Origin of the sequence: Dactylosporangium sucinum, assembly GCF_014647515.1 — a bacterium.
Taxonomy (GTDB): Bacteria; Actinomycetota; Actinomycetes; order Mycobacteriales; family Micromonosporaceae; genus Dactylosporangium; species Dactylosporangium sucinum.
In genome coordinates, this window is the sequence record NZ_BMPI01000007.1 from 117,371 (window position 1) to 136,285 (window position 18,915).

15 protein-coding genes are annotated in these 18,915 nt (G+C 73.6%); 6 read left to right on the forward strand and 9 right to left on the reverse strand.

Translation table 11 applies throughout. The annotated features are described in order from the left end of the window. The coding region (locus IEZ31_RS56200) for a PIG-L deacetylase family protein (RefSeq protein ID WP_373294542.1) at window positions 1-442 on the forward strand (442 nt) is incomplete at its 5' end. Window positions 443-475: 33 nt separating this feature from the next. Here the strand turns inward: IEZ31_RS56200 and IEZ31_RS09045 are convergent. The 3 genes from IEZ31_RS09045 to IEZ31_RS09055 all read right to left on the reverse strand — a co-directional run bounded on the left by IEZ31_RS09045 (window position 476) and on the right by IEZ31_RS09055 (window position 3,649). Next, window positions 476-1,594, reverse strand: a complete 1,119-nt coding sequence (locus tag IEZ31_RS09045; protein WP_190249307.1) for a thioester domain-containing protein — start codon at window positions 1,592-1,594, stop codon at window positions 476-478. Window positions 1,595-1,727: 133 nt separating this feature from the next. Then, entirely contained in the window at window positions 1,728-2,384 is a 657-nt protein-coding gene (locus tag IEZ31_RS09050) for a response regulator (RefSeq protein ID WP_190249308.1), read from the reverse strand. Window positions 2,385-2,386: 2 nt separating this feature from the next. Then, window positions 2,387-3,649 (reverse strand): ATP-binding protein, encoded by a 1,263-nt coding sequence (locus IEZ31_RS09055; protein ID WP_190249309.1) that lies wholly within the window; start codon window positions 3,647-3,649, stop codon window positions 2,387-2,389. A gap of 159 nt (window positions 3,650-3,808) precedes the next feature. On the opposite strand from IEZ31_RS09055, the gene IEZ31_RS09060 reads away from it, so the two are divergent. From IEZ31_RS09060 to IEZ31_RS09070, 3 genes are all read left to right on the forward strand, one after another. Beyond that, the gene (locus tag IEZ31_RS09060) at window positions 3,809-5,767 is read left to right on the forward strand and encodes a PspC domain-containing protein (RefSeq protein ID WP_190249310.1); all 1,959 of its coding nucleotides are present in this window, start codon (window positions 3,809-3,811) and stop codon (window positions 5,765-5,767) included. Continuing rightward, window positions 5,764-6,045: a hypothetical protein gene (locus tag IEZ31_RS09065; protein WP_190249311.1), complete on the forward strand. Its 282-nt coding sequence runs from the start codon at window positions 5,764-5,766 to the stop codon at window positions 6,043-6,045. Before IEZ31_RS09060 ends, IEZ31_RS09065 begins: the two co-directional genes overlap by 4 nt. Before the next feature lie 70 nt (window positions 6,046-6,115). Further along, window positions 6,116-7,348 carry a phosphatidylserine decarboxylase gene (locus IEZ31_RS09070; protein ID WP_190249312.1) on the forward strand — a complete coding sequence of 411 codons (1,233 nt, stop codon included), beginning with the start codon at window positions 6,116-6,118 and terminating at the stop codon, window positions 7,346-7,348. A 76-nt stretch (window positions 7,349-7,424) separates the two neighbouring features. Here IEZ31_RS09070 and IEZ31_RS09075 read toward each other — a convergent pair whose 3' ends face one another. From IEZ31_RS09075 to IEZ31_RS09095, 5 genes are all read right to left on the reverse strand, one after another. After that, window positions 7,425-8,381 carry a CDP-alcohol phosphatidyltransferase family protein gene (locus tag IEZ31_RS09075; protein WP_190249455.1) on the reverse strand — a complete coding sequence of 319 codons (957 nt, stop codon included), beginning with the start codon at window positions 8,379-8,381 and terminating at the stop codon, window positions 7,425-7,427. Between the two features lie 293 nt (window positions 8,382-8,674). Next, the gene (locus tag IEZ31_RS59345; protein WP_190249313.1) at window positions 8,675-9,400 is read right to left on the reverse strand and encodes an NUDIX hydrolase; all 726 of its coding nucleotides are present in this window, start codon (window positions 9,398-9,400) and stop codon (window positions 8,675-8,677) included. 4 nt (window positions 9,401-9,404) lie between these two features. Then, a complete protein-coding gene (locus IEZ31_RS09085) occupies window positions 9,405-10,340 on the reverse strand; it encodes an NUDIX domain-containing protein (protein ID WP_190249314.1) in 936 nt (311 codons plus the stop codon). Between the two features lie 61 nt (window positions 10,341-10,401). Further along, on the reverse strand, window positions 10,402-11,955 hold the full coding sequence (gene guaA, locus IEZ31_RS09090; protein ID WP_190249315.1) for a glutamine-hydrolyzing GMP synthase: 1,554 nt from the start codon (window positions 11,953-11,955) through the stop codon (window positions 10,402-10,404). A gap of 9 nt (window positions 11,956-11,964) precedes the next feature. Further along, window positions 11,965-13,605 carry an FAD-dependent oxidoreductase gene (locus tag IEZ31_RS09095; protein ID WP_190249316.1) on the reverse strand — a complete coding sequence of 547 codons (1,641 nt, stop codon included), beginning with the start codon at window positions 13,603-13,605 and terminating at the stop codon, window positions 11,965-11,967. 82 nt (window positions 13,606-13,687) lie between these two features. Between IEZ31_RS09095 and IEZ31_RS09100 the strand changes: the two genes are divergently transcribed. Beyond that, a complete protein-coding gene (locus IEZ31_RS09100; protein ID WP_190249317.1) occupies window positions 13,688-14,902 on the forward strand; it encodes a M48 family metalloprotease in 1,215 nt (404 codons plus the stop codon). On the opposite strand, the gene IEZ31_RS09105 is transcribed toward IEZ31_RS09100, so the two are convergent. Continuing rightward, the gene (locus IEZ31_RS09105) at window positions 14,892-16,160 is read right to left on the reverse strand and encodes an ABC transporter substrate-binding protein (RefSeq protein WP_190249318.1); all 1,269 of its coding nucleotides are present in this window, start codon (window positions 16,158-16,160) and stop codon (window positions 14,892-14,894) included. The two genes, IEZ31_RS09100 and IEZ31_RS09105, sit on opposite strands and share 11 nt — an antisense overlap. Window positions 16,161-16,360: 200 nt before the next feature. Between IEZ31_RS09105 and IEZ31_RS09110 the strand changes: the two genes are divergently transcribed. Continuing rightward, the coding region (locus IEZ31_RS09110) for a sensor histidine kinase (protein WP_190249319.1) at window positions 16,361-18,915 on the forward strand (2,555 nt) is incomplete at its 3' end.

The window sequence follows — 18,915 nt, forward strand, 5'->3', positions numbered from 1 at the left end:
CACGCCGTCGATCGGGCTGCGGCGGGACATCACGGCGGCGATCCGGCGCTTCCGGCCGGACCGGGTGCTCACCAACTCGCCGCTGCGCCGCTGGGACCGCATCGCCGGGCCGAGCCACCCCGACCACCTGGCCGCCGGCGAGGCGACCACCTGCGCGGTCTACCCGGACGCGCGCAACCCGTTCACGTTCACGGACATCGGGCTCGAGCCGTGGACGGTGCGGGAGATCTGGTACAGCGGAGGCCCGGCACCGGACCACCTCGTGGACGTCACCGACACGTTCCCGCGCAAGCTGGCGGCCCTGCGGGCGCACGTGTCGCAGACCTCCCACCTGACCGATCTCGACGCGACGATCGAGGCCCGGCTGGCCATGGTGGCCGCGGCGGGCGGACTGCCGGCGGGCCGGCTGGCGGAGTCGTTCTCGGTCTTCTCGACCGCCTGAGCGACTGCCAGCCGGTGCCCGCCGCAGCTCACGTCAGGCCGTGAACCGGACCCGGCGGCGGCGCACCACCATGAGCAGCGCCACGCCGCCCGCCACCAGCAGCACGCCGGCCGTGATGGCGCCGGTGAGCTTGACGCCGGTGACCGGCAGGTGCGGGACGGGCGGGGTCACGGTGACCTTGGCCGAAGCCTCCAGCTCGGTGCCGGCGACCCCCGCGAGGATCAGCTTCTGGAACTCGTCCGGCCCGACCTTCGCCACGAACACGCGGCCGATCGGCACCGAACCGCTGCCCTTGGCGTTGACGGTGACCTCGCCGGGCGCGTCGGCGACCACGTAGAACTTGCCGCCGTTGGACAGCTCGGTGACCGGCTTGCCGTCGGCGTCGACCAGCGAGCCGCCGGTCGCGGTCAGCGTGGCCAGGCCACCGCCCGACTCGACGGTGAACGGGCCGATCTTCTTGCCGGCCTCGCCGGACAGCGTCGCCGGGTTGATGACGAGCTTCGGCTGCGGCTCCTCGGCGGGGCTCTTCGAGGCGTTCACCAGGTAGTCGTTGATCGCGACGATGAGACCGTACTGGTCGGCGGCCGCGTTCGGCGTGGTGTTGAAGCCGTCGTTCGAGTCGCGCAGCTGGTAGGCGTCGCCGTCGGTGAGCGTCCAGATCGCGCTCTGCGTGCCGGCGTAGACCAGCTTCGTCAGCAGCTCGTCGCTGGTGTCGGCGGGCTTGGTCGCCTTCGCCGCCGCGATGACGGCGTCGACGCCCAGCACCGGGTAGGAGTGCGTCAGCACCCACTGGACCTGGCTGAGCTCGGCCGGGGTCGGCGTGCCGTTCTTGTTCGGGGCCCAGGAGCCCTCGACGTACTTCGGGTCCTTGATGTCGTGCTTGTAGTCGATGCAGTACGCGAGCACGGTCTCGTCGGAGCCGGCGACCTTGAGGCCGAGGCGGCGGGCGAGGGCCTCGGTGCCGTTCGGGTGCTGCGCGTCGGTCTGCTTCGCGTTGATGATCTTCACGGACTGCTGCGGCGTGTCCAGGTACACCTGGGTGCCGGTCACCGGGGTGGTCTCGGCCGCGGCGGCACCGGCGCCGCTGAGGGCCAAGGCACCCCCGGCGAGCAACGCACCGGCGGCAGCGGCCCAGCGGGGGATGGAGGACAAGGGTGAACCGCCTTCTGTGTGGAGTTCACATAGCGGTCCGTTTCTAGTCCTCCCCGGCCCCCCTTGTCACCTCATGCGTCACAGCAGTCACGGCGGTAACACCGGTTTGCCCACAAATGCGTGCGAAAAATCCTCAGACCAGCCGGCGGTCGGCCGCCCATCGTGACAGCTCGTAGCGGTTCGACATCTGCAGCTTGCGCAGGACGTTGGAGACGTGGGTCTCGACCGTCTTGATCGAGATGAACAGCTCCTTCGCGATCTCCTTGTAGGCATACCCGCGGGCCAGCAGCCGCAGCACCTCCCGCTCGCGGTTGGTGAGCTGGTCGAGCTCGGGGTCGGCGACGGGCGCGTCCGGCCGGGCGGCGAAGGCGTCGAGGACGAACCCGGCCAGCCGGGGGCTGAACACCGCGTCGCCGTCGGCGACCCGGCGGATCGCGTCGGCCAGCTCGTCGGGCGAGATGGTCTTCGTGACATACCCCCGGGCGCCGGCCCGGATCAGGCCGATGACGTCCTCGGCGGCGTCGGAGACCGACAGGGCGAGGAAGCGCACGTGCGGGTGGCTGCGCCGCATGGCGTCGAGCACCGCGCGGCCGCCGCCGTCGGGCATGTGCACGTCGAGGAGGACGACGTCGGGCTCCAGGGCGGAGATCCGCTGCACCGCCTCGGACACGCTGCTCGCCTCGCCCACCACGTCCACGTGGAAGCCCAGCTCGGCGCGCACGCCGGCCCGGAACATCGCGTGGTCGTCGACCAGGAACACCCGCAGCCGCTGGGTCTCTTCGCTGCTCATCGTCAACCGCTTTCCATCGTCGCAGTGGCCTTCTTACGCAGGGCCTCGGTGTCGATCGGGATGCTGAGGCGCACCTCGGTGCCGTCGCCGGGGGTGCTGCGGATCTCGGCCTTGCCGCCGTGCCGCCGCATCCTCGACATGATCGAACCACGGACCCCGTGCCGGTCGTCGTCCACGGCCTGCAGATCGAAGCCGACGCCCCGGTCGCGCACGAAGACGCTCACACAGTCGGGCTCGACCTCGGCATACAGCGAGATCGTCTGGACCTTCGCGTGCTTGGCCGCGTTGACCAGCGCCTCGCGCGCGGCGGCGACGATCGCCGCGATCTTCTCGTCGACGTCGAGGTCGCCCACCACGACGGTCTCGACCGCGACCGCGAAGGTGTCCTCGACCTCGGCCGACGCCTCCTCCAGCGCCGCGCTCAGCTTCTCCATCGGCGAGGCCGTCGGCTTGTAGAGCCAGTTGCGCAGGGTGCGCTCCTGCCCGCGGGCCAGCCGCTGGACCTCCTTGACGTCCCCGGCGTTGCGCTGGATGAGCGCGAGCGTGTGCAGCACCTGGTCGTGGATCATGGCCGCGATGTCGGCCCGCTCCTGCTCCCGCACGCGCGCCTCGCGCTCGGCGCTGAGCTGGGTGAACATCCGGTAGAGCAGCGGGGCCAGGGCCAGGCCGACGCCCGCGAGCGCGACCGCCGCGAAGCCGAGGCCGTAGCCGATCGCCGCCATCGGCGCGCCCGGGATCTGCACCCCGACCACGAAGACGCCGATGATGCCGACGACCACGAGCAGGCCGCCGCCGACGAAGCGCAGCAGGTAGGCCTTGCGGTTGTTGTCGACGACCGCGCCCAGCCACGGCATGCCCGGCACGGTCGCCGACCAGCGCTCGCGGCGCTTCGGGTCGGCCTGGTGCCAGATGATGCCGGCGCCCAGCGCGACCACGGCGGCCAGCCAGCCGATCACCGCCTGGACGCTGCCGGTCGGCTGGACCATGAGCCGCAGCAGCACGATGCCGATGCCGAGCGCGAGGAACGAGAACAGCTGGTTGACGTTGCGCCCGCCCGGTCGGACCGACGGGGGCATCGGCAGGACGGCCCAGAAGGCCGCGTAGAGCAGCGCGCCGAGGCCGTCGAACGCGGCCAGCGCCACGAACGCGACCCGGATCAGCACGACCGAGGCTCCGAGGTGCGCGGCCAGGCCGGCGGCGACCCCCGCGACGACCCGGTCGGCGGGTTCGCGGTAGAGGCGGCGCGTGGGCATCGGGGCGGTCATGCGGCTCGTTTCGAACTCGTAGCGGTCGGCGGTCCTCCAAATCGTCACACGGCGGACGTCGAGCAGACCACTCCGAAGACCCCGGAGCTGGCAAATCAGGGTGGCGTCAGGGTCGATGCCTGAGGTAGGGAACACCTGTCTTCAGCCAGCATAGGTGTCATGACGAATCCGCCTGCCGCCGACGAGCCGGCCGCCACCGCCGCCGAGGGCCGGGCCGCTCCCAGCTTCACCGCCGACTTCCTGTCGGCCGAGGAGGCCGCCCGCCTGGGCACCAACCCTCCCCCCGCGGCCGGGGCGGCGGACGTCGCGCCGGACGAGTCGCCCACGGCGGACGCGCCCACGGCGGCCGAGCCGGTCGCGGAGACGCGCGACCTGGGCGCCTCGTCAGACGATCTTCCCGCCGCGGACGCTCCGACGGCGAACGTTCCTCCTGCCGACGTTCCGCCGAGTGCGGCGCCGCCGGGTGCCGCGCCGCCCGGTAGCACTCCGCCGCCGTCCGGTGGCACCCCGCCGCCGTCCGGTGGCACCCCGCCGCCCGGGGCGCCTCCGCCGCCGCCCGGTGGCGGGTTCCCCCCGCCGTTCGGCAACCCGTTCGGCGGCCCCGGCTTCAACCGGGCCGGCCTGGTGCGCCCGCAGCAGGGGCGATATGTCGCCGGCGTCTGCGCCGCCATCGGCCGCGCCACCAACACCGATCCCACGCTCTGGCGGGTCATCTTCGCCGTCCTGACCCTGGCCGGCGGCGTGAGCATCGTCGCGTACCTCGCCGGCTGGCTCCTGCTGCCGGCCGAGGGCGACACCGCCTCGCCGCTGGAGGCGCTGCTCGGCCGCGGGCGGTCCAGCACGTCGTCGCCGCTCGCGATCGTGATCGGCATCTCCGCCGTGCTCGCGTTCGTGCTGGTCATGTCGCGTAACATCGGCGCCGCGATGGTCGGCCTGGCGATCGTCATCGGCGTGGTCGCGCTGCTGGCCCGCGGCCAGGGCGGTTCCGGCCATCATCCGGCGGCCGCCGGGCCGTTCACGCCGCCGCCCACGCCCCCGCCGACGCCGTACCCACCGTCCGGGCCGCCGTTCACCGCGCCCACGATGCAGTTCACGCCGCCGGCCGCCGGCCCGCCCCCGGCGACACCGGTCCCGCCGGCGCCGCCCGCTCCTCCCGGGCCGCACGCGCCCCCGGCGAGCGGCGCTTCGGCCGCCGAGACCGCCGAGTTCCCGGCCGCACCGGCGACGGCCGGCTACGGGGATACCGCGCCGGTGACCGCGCCGCGGCCGCCGACGTTCAACCCGCCGGCGCCGCCGCGGGTCGGGCCGACGCTGCCGCCGCTGCCCCCGCTGCCGCCGTTGCCGGCCACGCCCGGGTATCGGCAGCCGTTCGCCCCGCACGGGCCGTTCAGCAGCCGCAGCCCCTACGCGGCGTCGCTCGGCTACCCGCCGCCCGGCGTGCCCAACTCGCCCTACCCGGGGCTGGCCCCGCTGCCGCCCAAGCCGCCGAAGCCGCCGAAGGAGAAGTCCAAGCTGGGGCGGATCACCTTCTCGCTGATCTGCCTGTCGCTCGGAGTGCTGGCCGTGCTGGAGGTCAGCGTCGCGGACTTCAAGGTCAGCACGTTCTTCGCGGTCCCGCTGGCGATCGTCGCCCTTGGCCTCGTCACCGGCGCCTGGCTGGGCCGGGCCCGGGTGCTGATCCTGCTGGGCGCCCTGCTCAGCATCGCGCTCGCCATCTCGACCGCGTCGACGTCGGGCCCCCACGTGCCGCGGTCGGTCGCCGACATCAACCTGCGGCCGACCGAGGTGAGCCAGCTCGACGACTCGTACGTCACGGACCTCGGAAACATCCGCGCCGACCTCAGCGCTCTCGACTTCACCACCACCGCCACCACCGGCCAGCCCGTCGACCTGAGCCTGCGGGTGAAGTACGGCAACCTCCAGGTCATCCTCCCGCCGAACGTCGACGTGACGGTCGACGTGCGGGTCTCCGGCGGTGACTGCAAGGTGTTCGGCCAGGACTGCGGCGGCTTCAACCAGACCAAGGAGTTCGCCAACGCCGGCCTCGACGGCGCCGGCGGCGGCAAGCTCCACCTCGACCTCTCCCTCGACTACGGCAACCTGGAGGTGACCCGATGAAGCCGCACCGCACGGATGGCGTGTCCCTGACCTTCGGACTGATCTTTCTGGGGATCGTGATCGTCTGGCTGTTCAACCAGGCCGTCTCGGTGAACCTCAACGCCGGCTGGATCGTCGCCGTCGGCCTGATCCTCTTCGGCCTGCTCGGCCTGCTCGGGGCGCTGCGCTCCGACCGGCCCGAGAAGGACAAGGCCAAGGGCGACAAGGCCGAGGCGACGGCCCCGACGAGCTCGGGTCCGAAGTACGACTACGACTACGATCCGGACGACTTGGACTGACGACGGAATATGCTGGCCGGCGGGGGATCTCACCCCGCCGGTCTCACCGTTTCCGAGGAGTCTTCCCGAGATGACCCAGTTTCCCGTCGGCCGTCCGGTCCAGATCGGTGACCGCGCCGCCCGGGTCCTTGCGTCCGAGCTCGCCCGCCACGGCGGCCCCAAGAGCGGCCTGCTGGTCGGCGCGGCCGCCGGCTCACCGGCGCTGGCCGCCGCGATCGACGCCCTGCTGCCCGACGACCGGCTGACCGTCGTCGCGGCCGGCACCACCGGCGCCGCCGCCCTGCGCGAGCACGTGGAGCGCCAGGGCCGCTGGGTGGCCGAGCGCACCCGCGTGGTCGAGTCGCTCGACGCCGCCGAGCCCGCCGACGTCGTGATCCACGCCGAGGCGCTCGCGGGCGGCGCCGACGACGCCCGCGAGGTGCTCGGCGCCCTGTCCAAGGTCGTCGCCACCGGCGGCGTCCTGACCGTGGTGGTCCCGGCGACCCGCCTGCCGAGCGGCGCGGCCGACGAGGTCGAGCGCCAGGCGGCGCTCTACGGCGTGGGCAGCGACCTGGTCCTGCGCAACGTGCCGCCGGTCCGCATCCACCGGCTGCGCCACACGCCCGCTCACCACGCCACGGCGTCCAAGCTGCTGCCGGCCCTGCGCCCGTCGAGCGTCCCGCTCACCCGCGGCATGAACATCGACTCCAACGGCGTCGCCGCCGCCGGCATCGCGCTCGGCCTGGCCGCGCTGGCCAAGGCCGCCCGCCCGAAGTCGAAGCTCTGGCTGGTCCCGGCCCTGGCGGCGGCCCCGGTCGCGGCGTTCTTCCGCGACCCCCAGCGCGACGTCCCGGAGGACGCCACCTCCGTGGTGGCGGCGAGCGACGGCAAGGTCCTCGGCGTCGAGCGCATGCACGACCCCCGCTTCGGCGAACTGGAGTTCCTCCGCGTCGCGGTCTTCCTGTCGGTGCTCGACGTGCACGTCAACCGTGCCCCGGTGGCCGGCAAGGTCGTCGACTACTTCGTCGAGGACGGCGGCTACGCCGCCGCGATGAAGCCGGAGGCGGAGCACAACGTGGCGGCGTACACGCTGCTGGAGACCGCGTACGGCCCGGTTGCGGTCGTCCAGCGCACGGGCCTGATCGCCCGCCGCATCGTCCAGCGCGCGCCGGTCGGCTCGCTGCTGGCCAAGGGCGAGCGCTTCGGGCTGATCCGGTTCGGCTCGCGCACGGACGTGTACCTCCCCGCCGACAAGGCCACCCCGGCCGTGGCCCCGGGCGACCGCGTGGTCGGCGGCCAGACGGTGATCGCGCACTGGCTCTGACCCACCGGCCCGCAACGGGGACCGCCCCGGCTGCCTCTCGTCGAGGTGGCCGGGGCGGTTTGCCGTACAGGAGCGGCTACGCGGGCTGGTTGCGCTGGCGCAGCCAGAGGACCGGGCCGCTCGCCAGGTAGGCGAAGACGACCACCACGAAGGTCACCCGGTAGTCCACCAGGGCGCCGATCACGGGCAGGACCAGCAGCCACGGTGGCAGGCGGAGGAGGCGGGCCAGCTTCGCATACGGGAAGCTGGAGACCATCGCCAGGCCCAGCAGCGCCACCCCGACCACGCGCATCACCGGGGACATCTCCGGGGCGATGAGCGTGCCCAGGGCCAGCACGGCGGCGCACATCGTGGTGGGGACGCCGCAGAAGAAGCGGCCGTCCTTCGGGGAGACGTTGAAGCGGGCCAGGCGGATCGCCGCGCAGGCCGCCACGAGGGCGCAGGCGGGCACCAGGAGGGCGCTCGGGGCCGAGCCGTTGAGCCAGGCGTAGACCACCACCGGCGCGGCCAGGCCGAAGGAGCACATGTCGGCCAGCGAGTCCATCTGCGCGCCGAAGGGGCTGGCGACGCCCAGCCGGCGGGCCAGGAAGCCGTCGAGGCCGTCGAAGATCACGCACGCGATCAGCAGGCCGGCGGCGACGTGGACGTCGCCGTGGTTGACCGCGATGAAGATCGCCGACAGGCCCAGCATGAGGCTGCTGATGGTGCACGCGTTGACGATCGCGAAGCGGATGCGGCGGGCGAGCGTGCGCTCGCCGGGCAGCAGCGGGATGCTCAGCGACTGGGGCGCCGCCTCGGTCGACGCGGTGGCCGGGACGGCCGGGCTGACCGGGGCGACGGAGACCACGTCTCGTGACAGACCGTCACGACGACGCATCCGCAGGCGGGGCAGCCGGACCCGGCCGTTGCGGACCTCGGTCTCGGCGGGCGGGGGCACGAGCAGCGAGGTGGCGCCGGCGACGTTGCTGTCACCACGGCGGCCGACCCGTCCGGCGAAGAGCACCTGCCGGGCCAGGGAACCGCTGCGCCGCAGCCGCCCGGCCCATTGCCGACCCCCGCCCGGTCGAGGGCTGTCCGTGGTGCGTCGTCGCTGCCAAGGTGCTCTCGGCACTGATCCTCCATGTAGGAACGGGGTTCCCACGGGCTCTGTCGGGGGGAACTCGTCCCCCTGTGTCCGTTTTTGCGAGACCGTCTCGCGATCTACACACCATCGCACATCGGATCGCGGTTGGCGATGCCTGAGGTTGGAAACCGCCAATGCAGGCGAATCCCGCGACTACTGAGAGTATCCCGGAATTCACCTCCGGTCCATTTCAACGACGCTCGTCACACTCCCGTTGCGGAGCGGCCAGGGGCGGCCAGGGCCCACTGCACCACCTCCGTGGTGGGCAGCCCGGGCAGCTCCGCCGGGCTGAACCAGGCCGCCGCCGCGGTCGACCCGCCGGCGTCCTCGGTCACTGTGGGTTGCGACGGTACGGGCACCAGCACGCGGTACAAGGCTCGCACGCCGTGCCAGTCGATCGGGTAGCCCTCCGGCCCGATCGCCCCGGGACTCCGCCGGTGGGTCACCCCCAGCAGCTCGGTGATCTCGCCGACCTGGCCGGTCTCCTCGTACAGCTCGCGGATGAGCGCGTCGGCCGGCTGCTCGCCGGCGTCGGTGCCGCCGCCGGGCAGGTGCCAGCGGCCCGCGCCCGGGTAGCCGGGGGCGATCTCCGTCAGCAGCACCCGCCCGTCGGGATCGGTGGCGAGCCCGTAGGCGGCGAACCGCTGCCCGCGCGGCATCGCGCCGTCCGCGGGCGGCGCCGGCTCGGCGGCCGGCCCGGGATCGCCGGGGACGGGGACGACCTCGAACAGGATCCGGTCCTCGTGCGCGTCCGCGGTGACGATCGCGCGCACGTCCAGTACCGCCAGAACCCCCACCGAACGTCCGGCCTCGGCGAACAGGCGCACCACCGCGGTCGCCGGGTTCTCGCCGTGGCGGATCGGCCCGCCGAGCTCGGTCTCGGAGCCGGTCACCCGGCCGTAGGCGGTGATCGTCCGCGCGCGCGTCATGATCTCAGCGTAGGCCCGCCCCGCGAAGCGCTTCCTCGGTGACCTCCGTCAATGGCAGTTCGTCGAGCTCGTCCGGGTCGAACCAGCGCGCCTCGGCGGTCGAGCCGCCGACGTCGTGGATGACCGGGCGGCTGGAGCGCGCGACCTGGACCCGGTAGAAGGCCCGGACGCCGTGCCAGTCGATCGGGTAGCCCTCCGGGCCGAGCTGGGCCGCGTCGCGGTGGCTGGCCACGCCGAGCAGCTCGACGATGCGCCCCTCCTGCCCGGTCTCCTCGACCAGCTCGCGGATCAGCGCGACGCCCGGCTGCTCGCCGAAGTCGGTGCCGCCGCCGGGCAGGTGCCAGGAGCCGCCGCCGGGGTAGCCCTCCGCGATGCGGGTGAGCAGGACCCGGTTGCGCCGGTCGGTGCAGACCGCGTACGCCGCGAAGCGCTGCGCGCGGTGCAGGCCGTCGGGGCCGGGCACGGCGAAGAACGACGGCAGCTCGGGCACGCCGTCGGGGCGGATGTCGGAGGCGGCGTCGGGCAGGCCGAGCGCGTCGGCGGTGAACCGGCGCAGCGGCAGCTCCTTGGCCTCGTCGAGGGTGACCCACCGGGCCAGGTCGGTCGGCTGGCCCACCCGGTCGCGCAGCGCGCCCCCGCGGACCGTCACCTCGTAGATGAGCCGGTCGGTGTGGATGGTCAGGCCGCGGGCCGGCAGGGCCCGCATGTCGGCGAGCACGTCACGCAGCCCGGCCACGGCGACCGACACCCCGGTCTCGGCGGCCGTCTCGCGCACGACCGTGTCCACCGGGTTCTCGCCGTGGTCGACCGCGCCGCCGGGCAGCGACCACACGCCCGGCGTGCCGGACTTCGCCGAGGCCCGGACCAGGAGCACCTGGTCGCCGTCGGCGCAGACGCAGTACGCCGCGATCCGTCGCAGCGGCTGGAGGGCAGGAGTCACGTCGGTAAATTGTCCGGCCTTTTGCCCCGGCCGCAAGGGTGACTCCTACCTGAAGGGTGATTCATTCCCATTCAATGGTGCCCGGCGGCTTGGACGTAACATCCACGACCACGCGGTTGACCTCGCGGACCTCGTTCGTTATCCGGGTGGAAATCCGTGCGATCAGCTCGTGCGGCAGCCGGGACCAGTCGGCGGTCATCGCGTCGTCGCTGGAGACCGGGCGCAGCACGATCGGGTGGCCGTAGGTGCGGCCGTCGCCCTGGACGCCGACGCTGCGGACGTCGGCCAGCAGCACCACCGGGAACTGCCACACGCTGCGGTCGAGGCCGGCCGCGGTGAGCTCCTCGCGGGCGATCAGGTCGGCCGCGCGCAGGATGGCCAGGCGCTCCTCGTCGACGGCGCCGATGATCCGGATCGACAGGCCGGGACCCGGGAACGGGTGGCGCATCACCATCTCCTCGGGCAGGCCGAGCGCCGCGCCGATCTGGCGGACCTCGTCCTTGAAGAGCGTGCGCAGCGGCTCGACCAGCTGGAACTTGAGGTCCTCGGGCAGGCCGCCGACGTTGTGGTGCGACTTGATGTTGGCCGTGCCGGTGCCGCCGCCGGACTCGACCACGTCCGGGTAGAGGGTGCCCTGCACGAGATACTCGACGTGCTCCTCGGCCTCCAGCTCGCGGGCCGCCTGCTCGAAGACCCGGATGAACTCCCGGCCGACGATCTTGCGCTTCTGCTCGGGGTCGGTCACGCCGGCGAGCGCGCCGAGGAACCGGGCGGAGGCGTCGACGACCTTGAGCGTGATGCCGGTGGCCGCCACGTAGTCCTTCTCGACCTGCTCGGCCTCGCCCGCGCGCAGCAGGCCGTGGTCGACGAACACGCAGGTCAGCTGGTCGCCGACGGCCTTGTGGACGAGCGCCGCGGCGACCGCCGAGTCGACGCCGCCCGACAGCGCGCAGAGCACCCGCTTGCTGCCGACGCGGGCCCGGACGGCCGCGACCTGCTCCTCGATGATGTTGTTCGACGTCCAGGTCGGCTCGATGCCGGCCACCTCGTGGAGGAACCGCTTGAGGACCGTCTGGCCGTGCGCGGTGTGCGCCACCTCGGGGTGGAACTGCACGCCGGCCAGCCGGCGCTCGACGTCCTCGAACGCGGCGACCGGGGCGCCGGGCGACCCGGCCGTGACCGCGAACCCGGCCGGGGCGGCGGTCACGCAGTCGCCGTGGCTCATCCAGACCGACTGCTCGGCCGGCAGGCCGCGCAGCAGCACGCCGCCGTCGCCGGCCACGCGCAGCTGGGTGCCGCCGAACTCGCGGTTGCCGGTGTGGGCCGCCTCACCCGCGAGGGCGACGGCCATCGCCTGGAAGCCGTAGCAGATGCCGAAGACCGGCACGCCGGCCGTGAACAGCGCCGGATCGACCTGCGGCGCACCGTCCTCGTAGACCGAGGAGGGGCCGCCGGACAGGATGATCGCCGCGGGCCGCTTGGCGAGCAGCTCGGCGACCGGCATCGAGTGCGGCACGATCTCCGAGTAGACGTGCGCCTCGCGCACGCGGCGGGCGATCAGCTGTGCGTACTGAGCACCGAAGTCGACGACGAGAACCGGCGGCGGCGTGGTCATGAAAAGAGCCTATCGGAGGGCGCCGGGCGCACCTTCCGGCACGGCGGGGTTCGCCGGGCGGACCGGCGGCACCGGGACGTACGCCGCGCCCAGCGGCGGGCGGAGGTCCGGTTCGCCCTTGTTGGGCCACATCGCCATGGCCCGCTCGGCCTGGGCGGTGATCGTCAGCGACGGGTTCACGCCGAGGTTGGCCGAGACCGCCGCGCCGTCGACGACGTGCAGCCCGGGGTGACCGAAGACACGGTGGTACGCGTCGACGACCCCGCCGCCGGGCGAGGCGCCGATCGCCGCGCCGCCCAGGATGTGCGCCGTGACCGGGATGTTGAACACCTCGGACCAGGAGCCGCCGGGCAGGCCGCCGATCTCCTCGGCCAGCAGGCGCACCGCCCGGTTGCCGGCCGGGATCCAGGCCGGGTTCGGCTCGCCGTGGCCCTGGGTGGTGGTCAGCCGCCGCCGGCCGGTCCACGAGCGGCGGTAGTGCACGTCGAGCGAGTTGTCGACCGACTGCATGACCAGGGCGATGATCGTCTTGTGCGACCAACGGCGCACCGACAGGGCCCGCACGTGCCGGACCGGGTGGCGGAGGAACGCGGCGAACCAGCGCAGCGGCCGCAGCGGGCCGCCGTCGGTGAGCACGGTCTGCAGCAGGCCCATCGCGTTGGAGCCGGGGCCGTAGCGGACCGGCTCGATGTGGGTGTTCGCGTCCGGGTGGAACGAGCTGGTGATCGCCACGCCGTCGGTGAAGTCCGCGTCCCCGCGCAGCGAGCGGGCGCCGACGATCGACTCGGAGTTGGTGCGGGTCAGCGTGCCGAGCCGGGCCGACAGCCCGGGCAGCAGCCCGGCGGCCCGGCACCGGTGCAGCAGCCGCTGGGTGCCGAGCGCGCCGGCGGCGAACACCACCTGGCCGGCCGTGAACGTCTGCCGGCGCCGGCGGCGGTCGGTGCCGCGGGTCTCGATCGCGTACCCGTCGCCGTCGGGACGCACGGCGGTCACCGTGGTCAGCGGGTGCACGGCCGCGCCGAGCCGCTCGGCGAGGTACAGGTAGTTCTTGACCAGCGTGTTCTTGGCCCCGACGCGGCAGCCGGTCATGCACGAGCCGCAGTGCTCGCAGGACTGGCGCAGCGGGCCGGCGCCGCCGAAGTACGGGTCGGTGCCCGGCGTGCCGAAGTACACGCCCACGGGCGTCGGGTGGAACGTCCCGCCCGCGCCCATGCGCTCGGCGACGGCGCGGACGGCCACGTCGGCGCGGGTCGTCCGGTGGTACGTGGTGACCCCCAGCATCCGCTCGGCCTGGTCGTAGAAGGGGGCGAGCTCGGCCCGCCAGTCGGCGATGTCCTTCCACTGTGGATCGTCGTAGAACGGCTGCAGGGGGCGGTAGAGCGTGTTGGCGTACACCAGGGAGCCACCCCCGACGCCCGCGCCCGACAGCACGAGGACGTTGCGCAGCATCGTGATCCGCTGGATGCCGTAGCAGCCGAGCGCCGGCGCCCAGAGGAACCGCCGCGAGTCCCAGGAGGTCTTCGGGAACTCGTCGTCGGCGAAGCGCCGGCCCGCCTCGAGGACCGCCACCGAATAGCCCTTCTCGGCCAGCCGCAGGGCGGCCACGCTGCCGCCGAAGCCGGAGCCGATCACCACCACGTCGTAGCGCACGCCCCATAGTGACTCACGAGTAACTTATCCGGAAGAGGCGGTGCTTCAGCCACGGCCCGATCTGGGGCAAACTGAGGGAACTATGGCGAGACTTCCCGGCGGGCTGGCCGTCTGGCGTGGTCGTCGGCTGCTGGGCAGCGCCCCGGAGCCGCGCCGGTCGGGGCTGCCGCCCGTGGGGGCGAGCCGCCATCCCGCGCTCCACTCGCTCGTTCTCGAGGCCGTGAAGCACGCCGATGTGGCGTTTCCCCCGGCGGTACTGCTGGGCGGGGCCCCCACCGCGCGGTTCGCCGCCGGCGAGCTGGTGATCGGCCTGCCGCTCGTGCGGGGCCTGCCCGCCGACCAGCTGCGCGCCGTGCTGGCACACGAGCTGGCGCTGCCCCCGTCCCGCCACCCCGACCTGGTCCGCGGCCTGCTCAACGCCCGGCTCCGCGAGCCCGCCCCGGGGACCGCGGCCCACCGGCACGCCCGCCTGCTGGACGCGACCGAGGGGCTGGCCGGCGAGGCCGAGCGGGTGCGCGACGCCGCCGCGGTCAACGCGGCCGGCGGCGGCCTCGGCGCCGTCGAGGACGCCGCGCTCGCGCTGCTGCGGGCGGCGGCGACCGCGGCGGTGTTCACCGCGTTCGCGGCGGCCGAGGGCGTCCCGGAGGTCGACGGCCTGCCGCGGCGGGTGGCCGACCTGCACGCCGGCTGGCGGCTGCGGCTGACCGAGTGGGGGGCGCCCGCGCACGACCTGGCCGAACTGCTGGAGACCCTGCCCGACCGGCACCCGGGGCTGGCCGCCGAGCTGCGCGCCGCCGCCGGCACGAAACGGCTGGTCGGCCTGGCGCCCGACGCCGTCGCGCTGGACGAGCTGTCGGCCGGGGAGGAGCGGGCGCTCGCCGCCGACGTGCTGGCCGGCAACCTCCCCTGGACCCGCTTCGCCGACCTGCCGGTCTCGGTCTACCTGGCCGGCGTGCAGCGGCGGGCGCGGGAGTACGTGGAGGCGGTCCAGGCGGTGCTCGGCCGCAAGCCCGACGACCGCGACGAGCTGGCCGGCACGCTGCTGCGCCGGCCGGTGGACGTGGAGCGGGCCCGCCGCGGGCTGCCGCCGGCGGGCGAGGACGACGACCGCTCGGCGCCGCCCTGGATGGGGGCGACGCTGCTGGCCGTCGTCGTGGAGTACACCCTCCTGCGCAGGGGCTGGCGGCGCGTGCACCCGCTGCTCCCCCGCCGGCTCGCCGGCCCGGACGGCGCCGCGCTCGACCTCAACGAGCTGGTCCGCCGGCCGGAGGAGCTCAGCCGCTACCTCAGAGACTGAGCGTCGGCGTCGCCGCCAGCTCGATCGGGTGGACCACCTGGTAGCCGTTGGGCACGTGCTGCTCGACGACCCCGGCGGCGAGCTGGTTGTAGCCGTTGCCGTCGAAGCGGATCCCGTTCCACGGCATGATCGTCTGGGTCGCCGGCAGCGTGATCTGCTGGACCGCGCTGCGGATCGACTGCGGCGTGAAGTCGCTGACCTGGTCCATCGCCAGCGCGAGCACCATCGTCGCGGTGAACGCGGCCGCCGCGACCTCGGTCAGCTTCGTGTGGAACGCCTGCTCGTACATCGTGGCGACGACCCGCGCGATCGGGTTGCGCCCGGCGAACTCGCTCGACCAGCCGGAGGCCCGCAGCGCCTGCACGCCGCCGCTGGCCTTGACCCCGTCGAGGGCGCCGACGCCCGGGCCGATGGCGATGACCGGGGCGGTGCCGCGCAGCCGCACGGCGAGCTCGGTCGCCGCGGTGGCCTCGGCCGCGCCGGTGACGACCGCGAGCACCGCGTCGCCCTTGACCACGATGCCGTCGGGCTGGCCGGCGTCCGCCCCGCTGAGCGGCACGATCTTCTCCTTGGCGGCCACCTCGTAGCCGGCGGCGAGGCTCAGGTCCTCGATCGTGGCCTTCAGCGCGCTGACCTCGCCGCCGACCGCGCCCGCCGGGGTGCCGGCGGCGGTGACGATCCGCTTGAACTGGGCCGGGGTGTCGCGCTGCCGGTAGAGCAGGCCGAGCGCGGCGGAGACGAGCTGGCGGTCGCTGGGCTGGATCCGGAAGTGCGCGGTGCGGTTGAGGTCGGCGAACGTGTCCGACGTGCTCAGCGCGTCGACGAGCGAGACGCCGATGAGGTCGGTCTCCCGGCCGGCCGGCGCGGCGACGTCGATGGTGTCGGCGAGCACCAGCCCGACGGCGCCCTCGGCGACCAGCCGCGACGCCTCCTTCTCCACCTTCTCCGGGGCGCTCTCGGTATTGCCGGCGATGAGCGTCAGCTTCGTGCCGTTGCGCAGGCCCGCACCCACGCCGAGCGGCAGGGGCAGCGGCAGGTCCTTGAAGTCCTGGTTGACCAGCTCGATCGCCAGCTTGGCGCCGAGCGTGGCCTGCTGGCCCAGCTGGGCGTTGGCGCCGGTGGTCGGCACCAGCAGGCCGATGGCGACGCTCGCGGGCGCCTTGGGGGCCGGGTTGCCGCCGCCCGTGCACGCCGCGATGAGCAACGCCGTCGCGAGGAGCAGGACAGTCGCTGCGGGCCGGCGGCCCCTCGTGAGCACGGCGAATGTCTCCTTGCGGGCGCGGGAGGTCGGACGGCCGTATCCTTCCGTTCTGGTCAATGCGGAGCAACCCCGGTGTCCGGCTTCGAGTAATGTGACCTGCACCACAATGACGTGGTTGGACACTGGTCGCAACCCTGGTTTGATAAGGGCCGCACGCTGCTCCGGCAGCGCGATGACGCATGCGAAAGGTGTGAGGGGTGCAGACCTTCGCTTCGCAGCCTTCCACGAGGGCACCCGCCGTCGTGATGAAGGTGAACAGCCACCGCCGCCGGCGGCCGGGGGAGCCGCAGCGGCGCAGCGCCTCGCTGGTCCGGGTGCGCGACTGGCGCGTGCCCACGAAGCTGGCCGCCGTCCTCGTGCTGCCTGCCGTGGCCTTCCTCGTCATCGCCGGTGTCCAGATCAACGCCTCCGTGCAGGACGCGTCGAAGTTGGATCAGTTCGCCCAAGGGGTCAAGGTCGGCCGCCAACTGACCGATCTCATCCACCAGTTGCAGCTCGAAAGGGACCGAACGGCCGGACTTCTCGCGAAATCGACCACCGTCGCGGCGACGAGCGGCTCGACTTCCGACAACCAGGAGCTGTTCGCCGACTACGCGCAGACCGACGCGGCCCTCGCCGCCTTCTCCAGAGCCGCCCGCCCCCTGCTGCAGAACCCGATGTTCAACCAGACGCAGAACCGCATCGCCGCCGACTTCCAGGACCTGGCCCTGGTCCGGGAGGGCGTGAAGTCGCGGTGGCTGCGCCAGGAGGCCGTCTTCGACCAGTACTCGGAGACCATCCAGCACCTCTTCGACCTGGTGCCCGACCGCCCCGACATCGGCGGCGACTCGCAGTCGGTCAGCGAGGTCTCCTCGCTCATGGATCTCGCCCAGGCCAAGGAGCTCAAGGACCAGCTGCGCGGCCGGATCTTCGCCGCCGCCAGCGCGGGCAAGTTCGCCCCCGACGACTTCGCCCAGTTCTCCGAGATCCAGGCCCGCCACGCCGCCGCGGTCGAGCGGTTCCGCTCCACGGCGAGCCCGCGGCACCTGGCCCTCTACGACCGCAACCTGCGCCAGCCGGCCGTCTCCACCGTCTCCCGCCTGCAGCAGGAGGTCATCTCCCGGGCCCGGGGCGCGCAGGTCGGCGTGACCCCCGAGGAGTGGTGGCTGGCCAGCACGGCCGAGCTCGACTACATCCGCTCCATCGAGCAGGAGCTGCTCGAGGACGCCATCGAGGGCGCCGCCGACCGCTCGGCCACCCAGCGCAACGAGGCGTTTCTGGCGACCTCGGTGATCGTCCTGGTCATGCTGCTCGCGCTGCTGCTGTCCTGGCTCATCGGCCGGTCGATGGCCCGCTCGCTGCGCCAGCTGCGGGCCCAGGCCCTCGACGTGGCCCAGCACCGGCTGCCGGAGGCCATCCAGCGGCTGCGAACACTCCCCCGCGGCGAGACGGTCACCGTCGACACCACGACCCGGGTCCGCTCGTCCGACGAGATCGGCGAGGTGGCGGACGCGTTCACCGCCGTCCACCGCAGCGCCGTCAGCCTGGCCGTCGAGCAGGCGGTCATGCGGCGCAACATCAACTCCATGTTCGTCAACCTGGCCCGCCGGTCGCAGACGCTGGTCGAGCGCCAGCTGCAGCTGCTCGACCAGCTGGAGTCGGCCGAGACCGACCCCGACCAGCTGGCCAACCTGTTCCGCCTCGACCACCTCGCGACGCGCATGCGCCGCAACGACGAAAACCTGCTCGTCCTCGCCGGCAGCGAGGCGACGCGCAGGTGGGCCCAGCCGGTCTCGCTGTCCGCGGTCACCCTCGCCGCGATGGCGGAGATCGAGCAGTACGCGCGAATCCGCCACGACGTGTCCAACGACGTCTTCGTCGTCGGGCACGCCGTGGCCGACATCGTGCACCTGCTGGCCGAGCTGCTGGAGAACGCCACCACGTTCTCCCCGCCGGACACCGTGGTCACCGTGTCCGGCTGGCCCGCCAACGGCGGCAAGGACGCCATGATCGTCATCGAGGACAAGGGCATCGGCATGACCGAGTCCGGCCTCGTCGACGCCAACGAGCGCGTCTCGACCCCGATCGCCATCGACGTGGCCGCCTCCGAGCGGATGGGCCTCGTCGTGGTCGGTCACCTCGCCGACCGGCACGGCGTCCACGTGCGGCTCTCGGCGACCGACGAGGGCGTCACGGCGTACGTGACGCTCCCGCAGAGGCTGCTGGCGGCCGCGCCGGACGGCGTCGGGCTCTACGGCGGGTCGGGCAACCGGCTGGCCGGGGCGACCCGGCTGCCGATCGCGATGGAGGGGCTGGCCAGCCCGCCGCTGCCGGCGGTGCCGTCGGGCGACCCGCTGGACTCCCCGACGGCGGTGCTGCCCGCGCTGCCCGGACGGCCCGCGGAGACGGGCGATCCGCGTCCGGTCTCCGGTGTGCCGGCGGTCGCCGCGCCGCCACTCCCCGGCGCTGCGGTGCCGGCGACGACCTGGCCGGTGGCCTCGTCGGCGTCGGGTGCCGCGGCCGAGCCGGACGTGGTCGCGGGCAACGGGGCCGCGCCCGTCTCCGGGGCGCCGGTGCCGGCCGCTCCGGTGTCGGCGGCTCCTGTCTCAGCGCAGCCGGTGTCGGCCCAGCCCGTCTCGGCCCAGCCGGTGTCGGCCCAGCCCGTCTCGGCCCAGCCGGTGTCGGCCCAGCCCGTGTCGGCCCAGCCCGTCTCGGCCCAGCCCGTCTCGGCCCAGCCCGTCTCGGCCCAGCCCGTCTCGGCCCAGCCCGTCTC

Bases quoted from the DNA above. Each gene is read 5' to 3' on its own strand.
- IEZ31_RS09050 (WP_190249308.1), bottom strand. From the start codon at position 2,384: ATGAGCAGCGAAGAGACCCAGCGGCTGCGGGTGTTCCTGGTCGACGAC.
- IEZ31_RS09055 (WP_190249309.1), bottom strand. From the start codon at position 3,649: ATGACCGCCCCGATGCCCACGCGCCGCCTCTACCGCGAACCCGCCGAC.
- IEZ31_RS09060 (WP_190249310.1), top strand. From the start codon at position 3,809: ATGACGAATCCGCCTGCCGCCGACGAGCCGGCCGCCACCGCCGCCGAG.
- IEZ31_RS09065 (WP_190249311.1), top strand. From the start codon at position 5,764: ATGAAGCCGCACCGCACGGATGGCGTGTCCCTGACCTTCGGACTGATC.
- IEZ31_RS09070 (WP_190249312.1), top strand. From the start codon at position 6,116: ATGACCCAGTTTCCCGTCGGCCGTCCGGTCCAGATCGGTGACCGCGCC.
- IEZ31_RS59345 (WP_190249313.1), bottom strand. From the start codon at position 9,400: ATGACGCGCGCGCGGACGATCACCGCCTACGGCCGGGTGACCGGCTCC.
- guaA (WP_190249315.1), bottom strand. From the start codon at position 11,955: ATGACCACGCCGCCGCCGGTTCTCGTCGTCGACTTCGGTGCTCAGTAC.
- IEZ31_RS09100 (WP_190249317.1), top strand. From the start codon at position 13,688: ATGGCGAGACTTCCCGGCGGGCTGGCCGTCTGGCGTGGTCGTCGGCTG.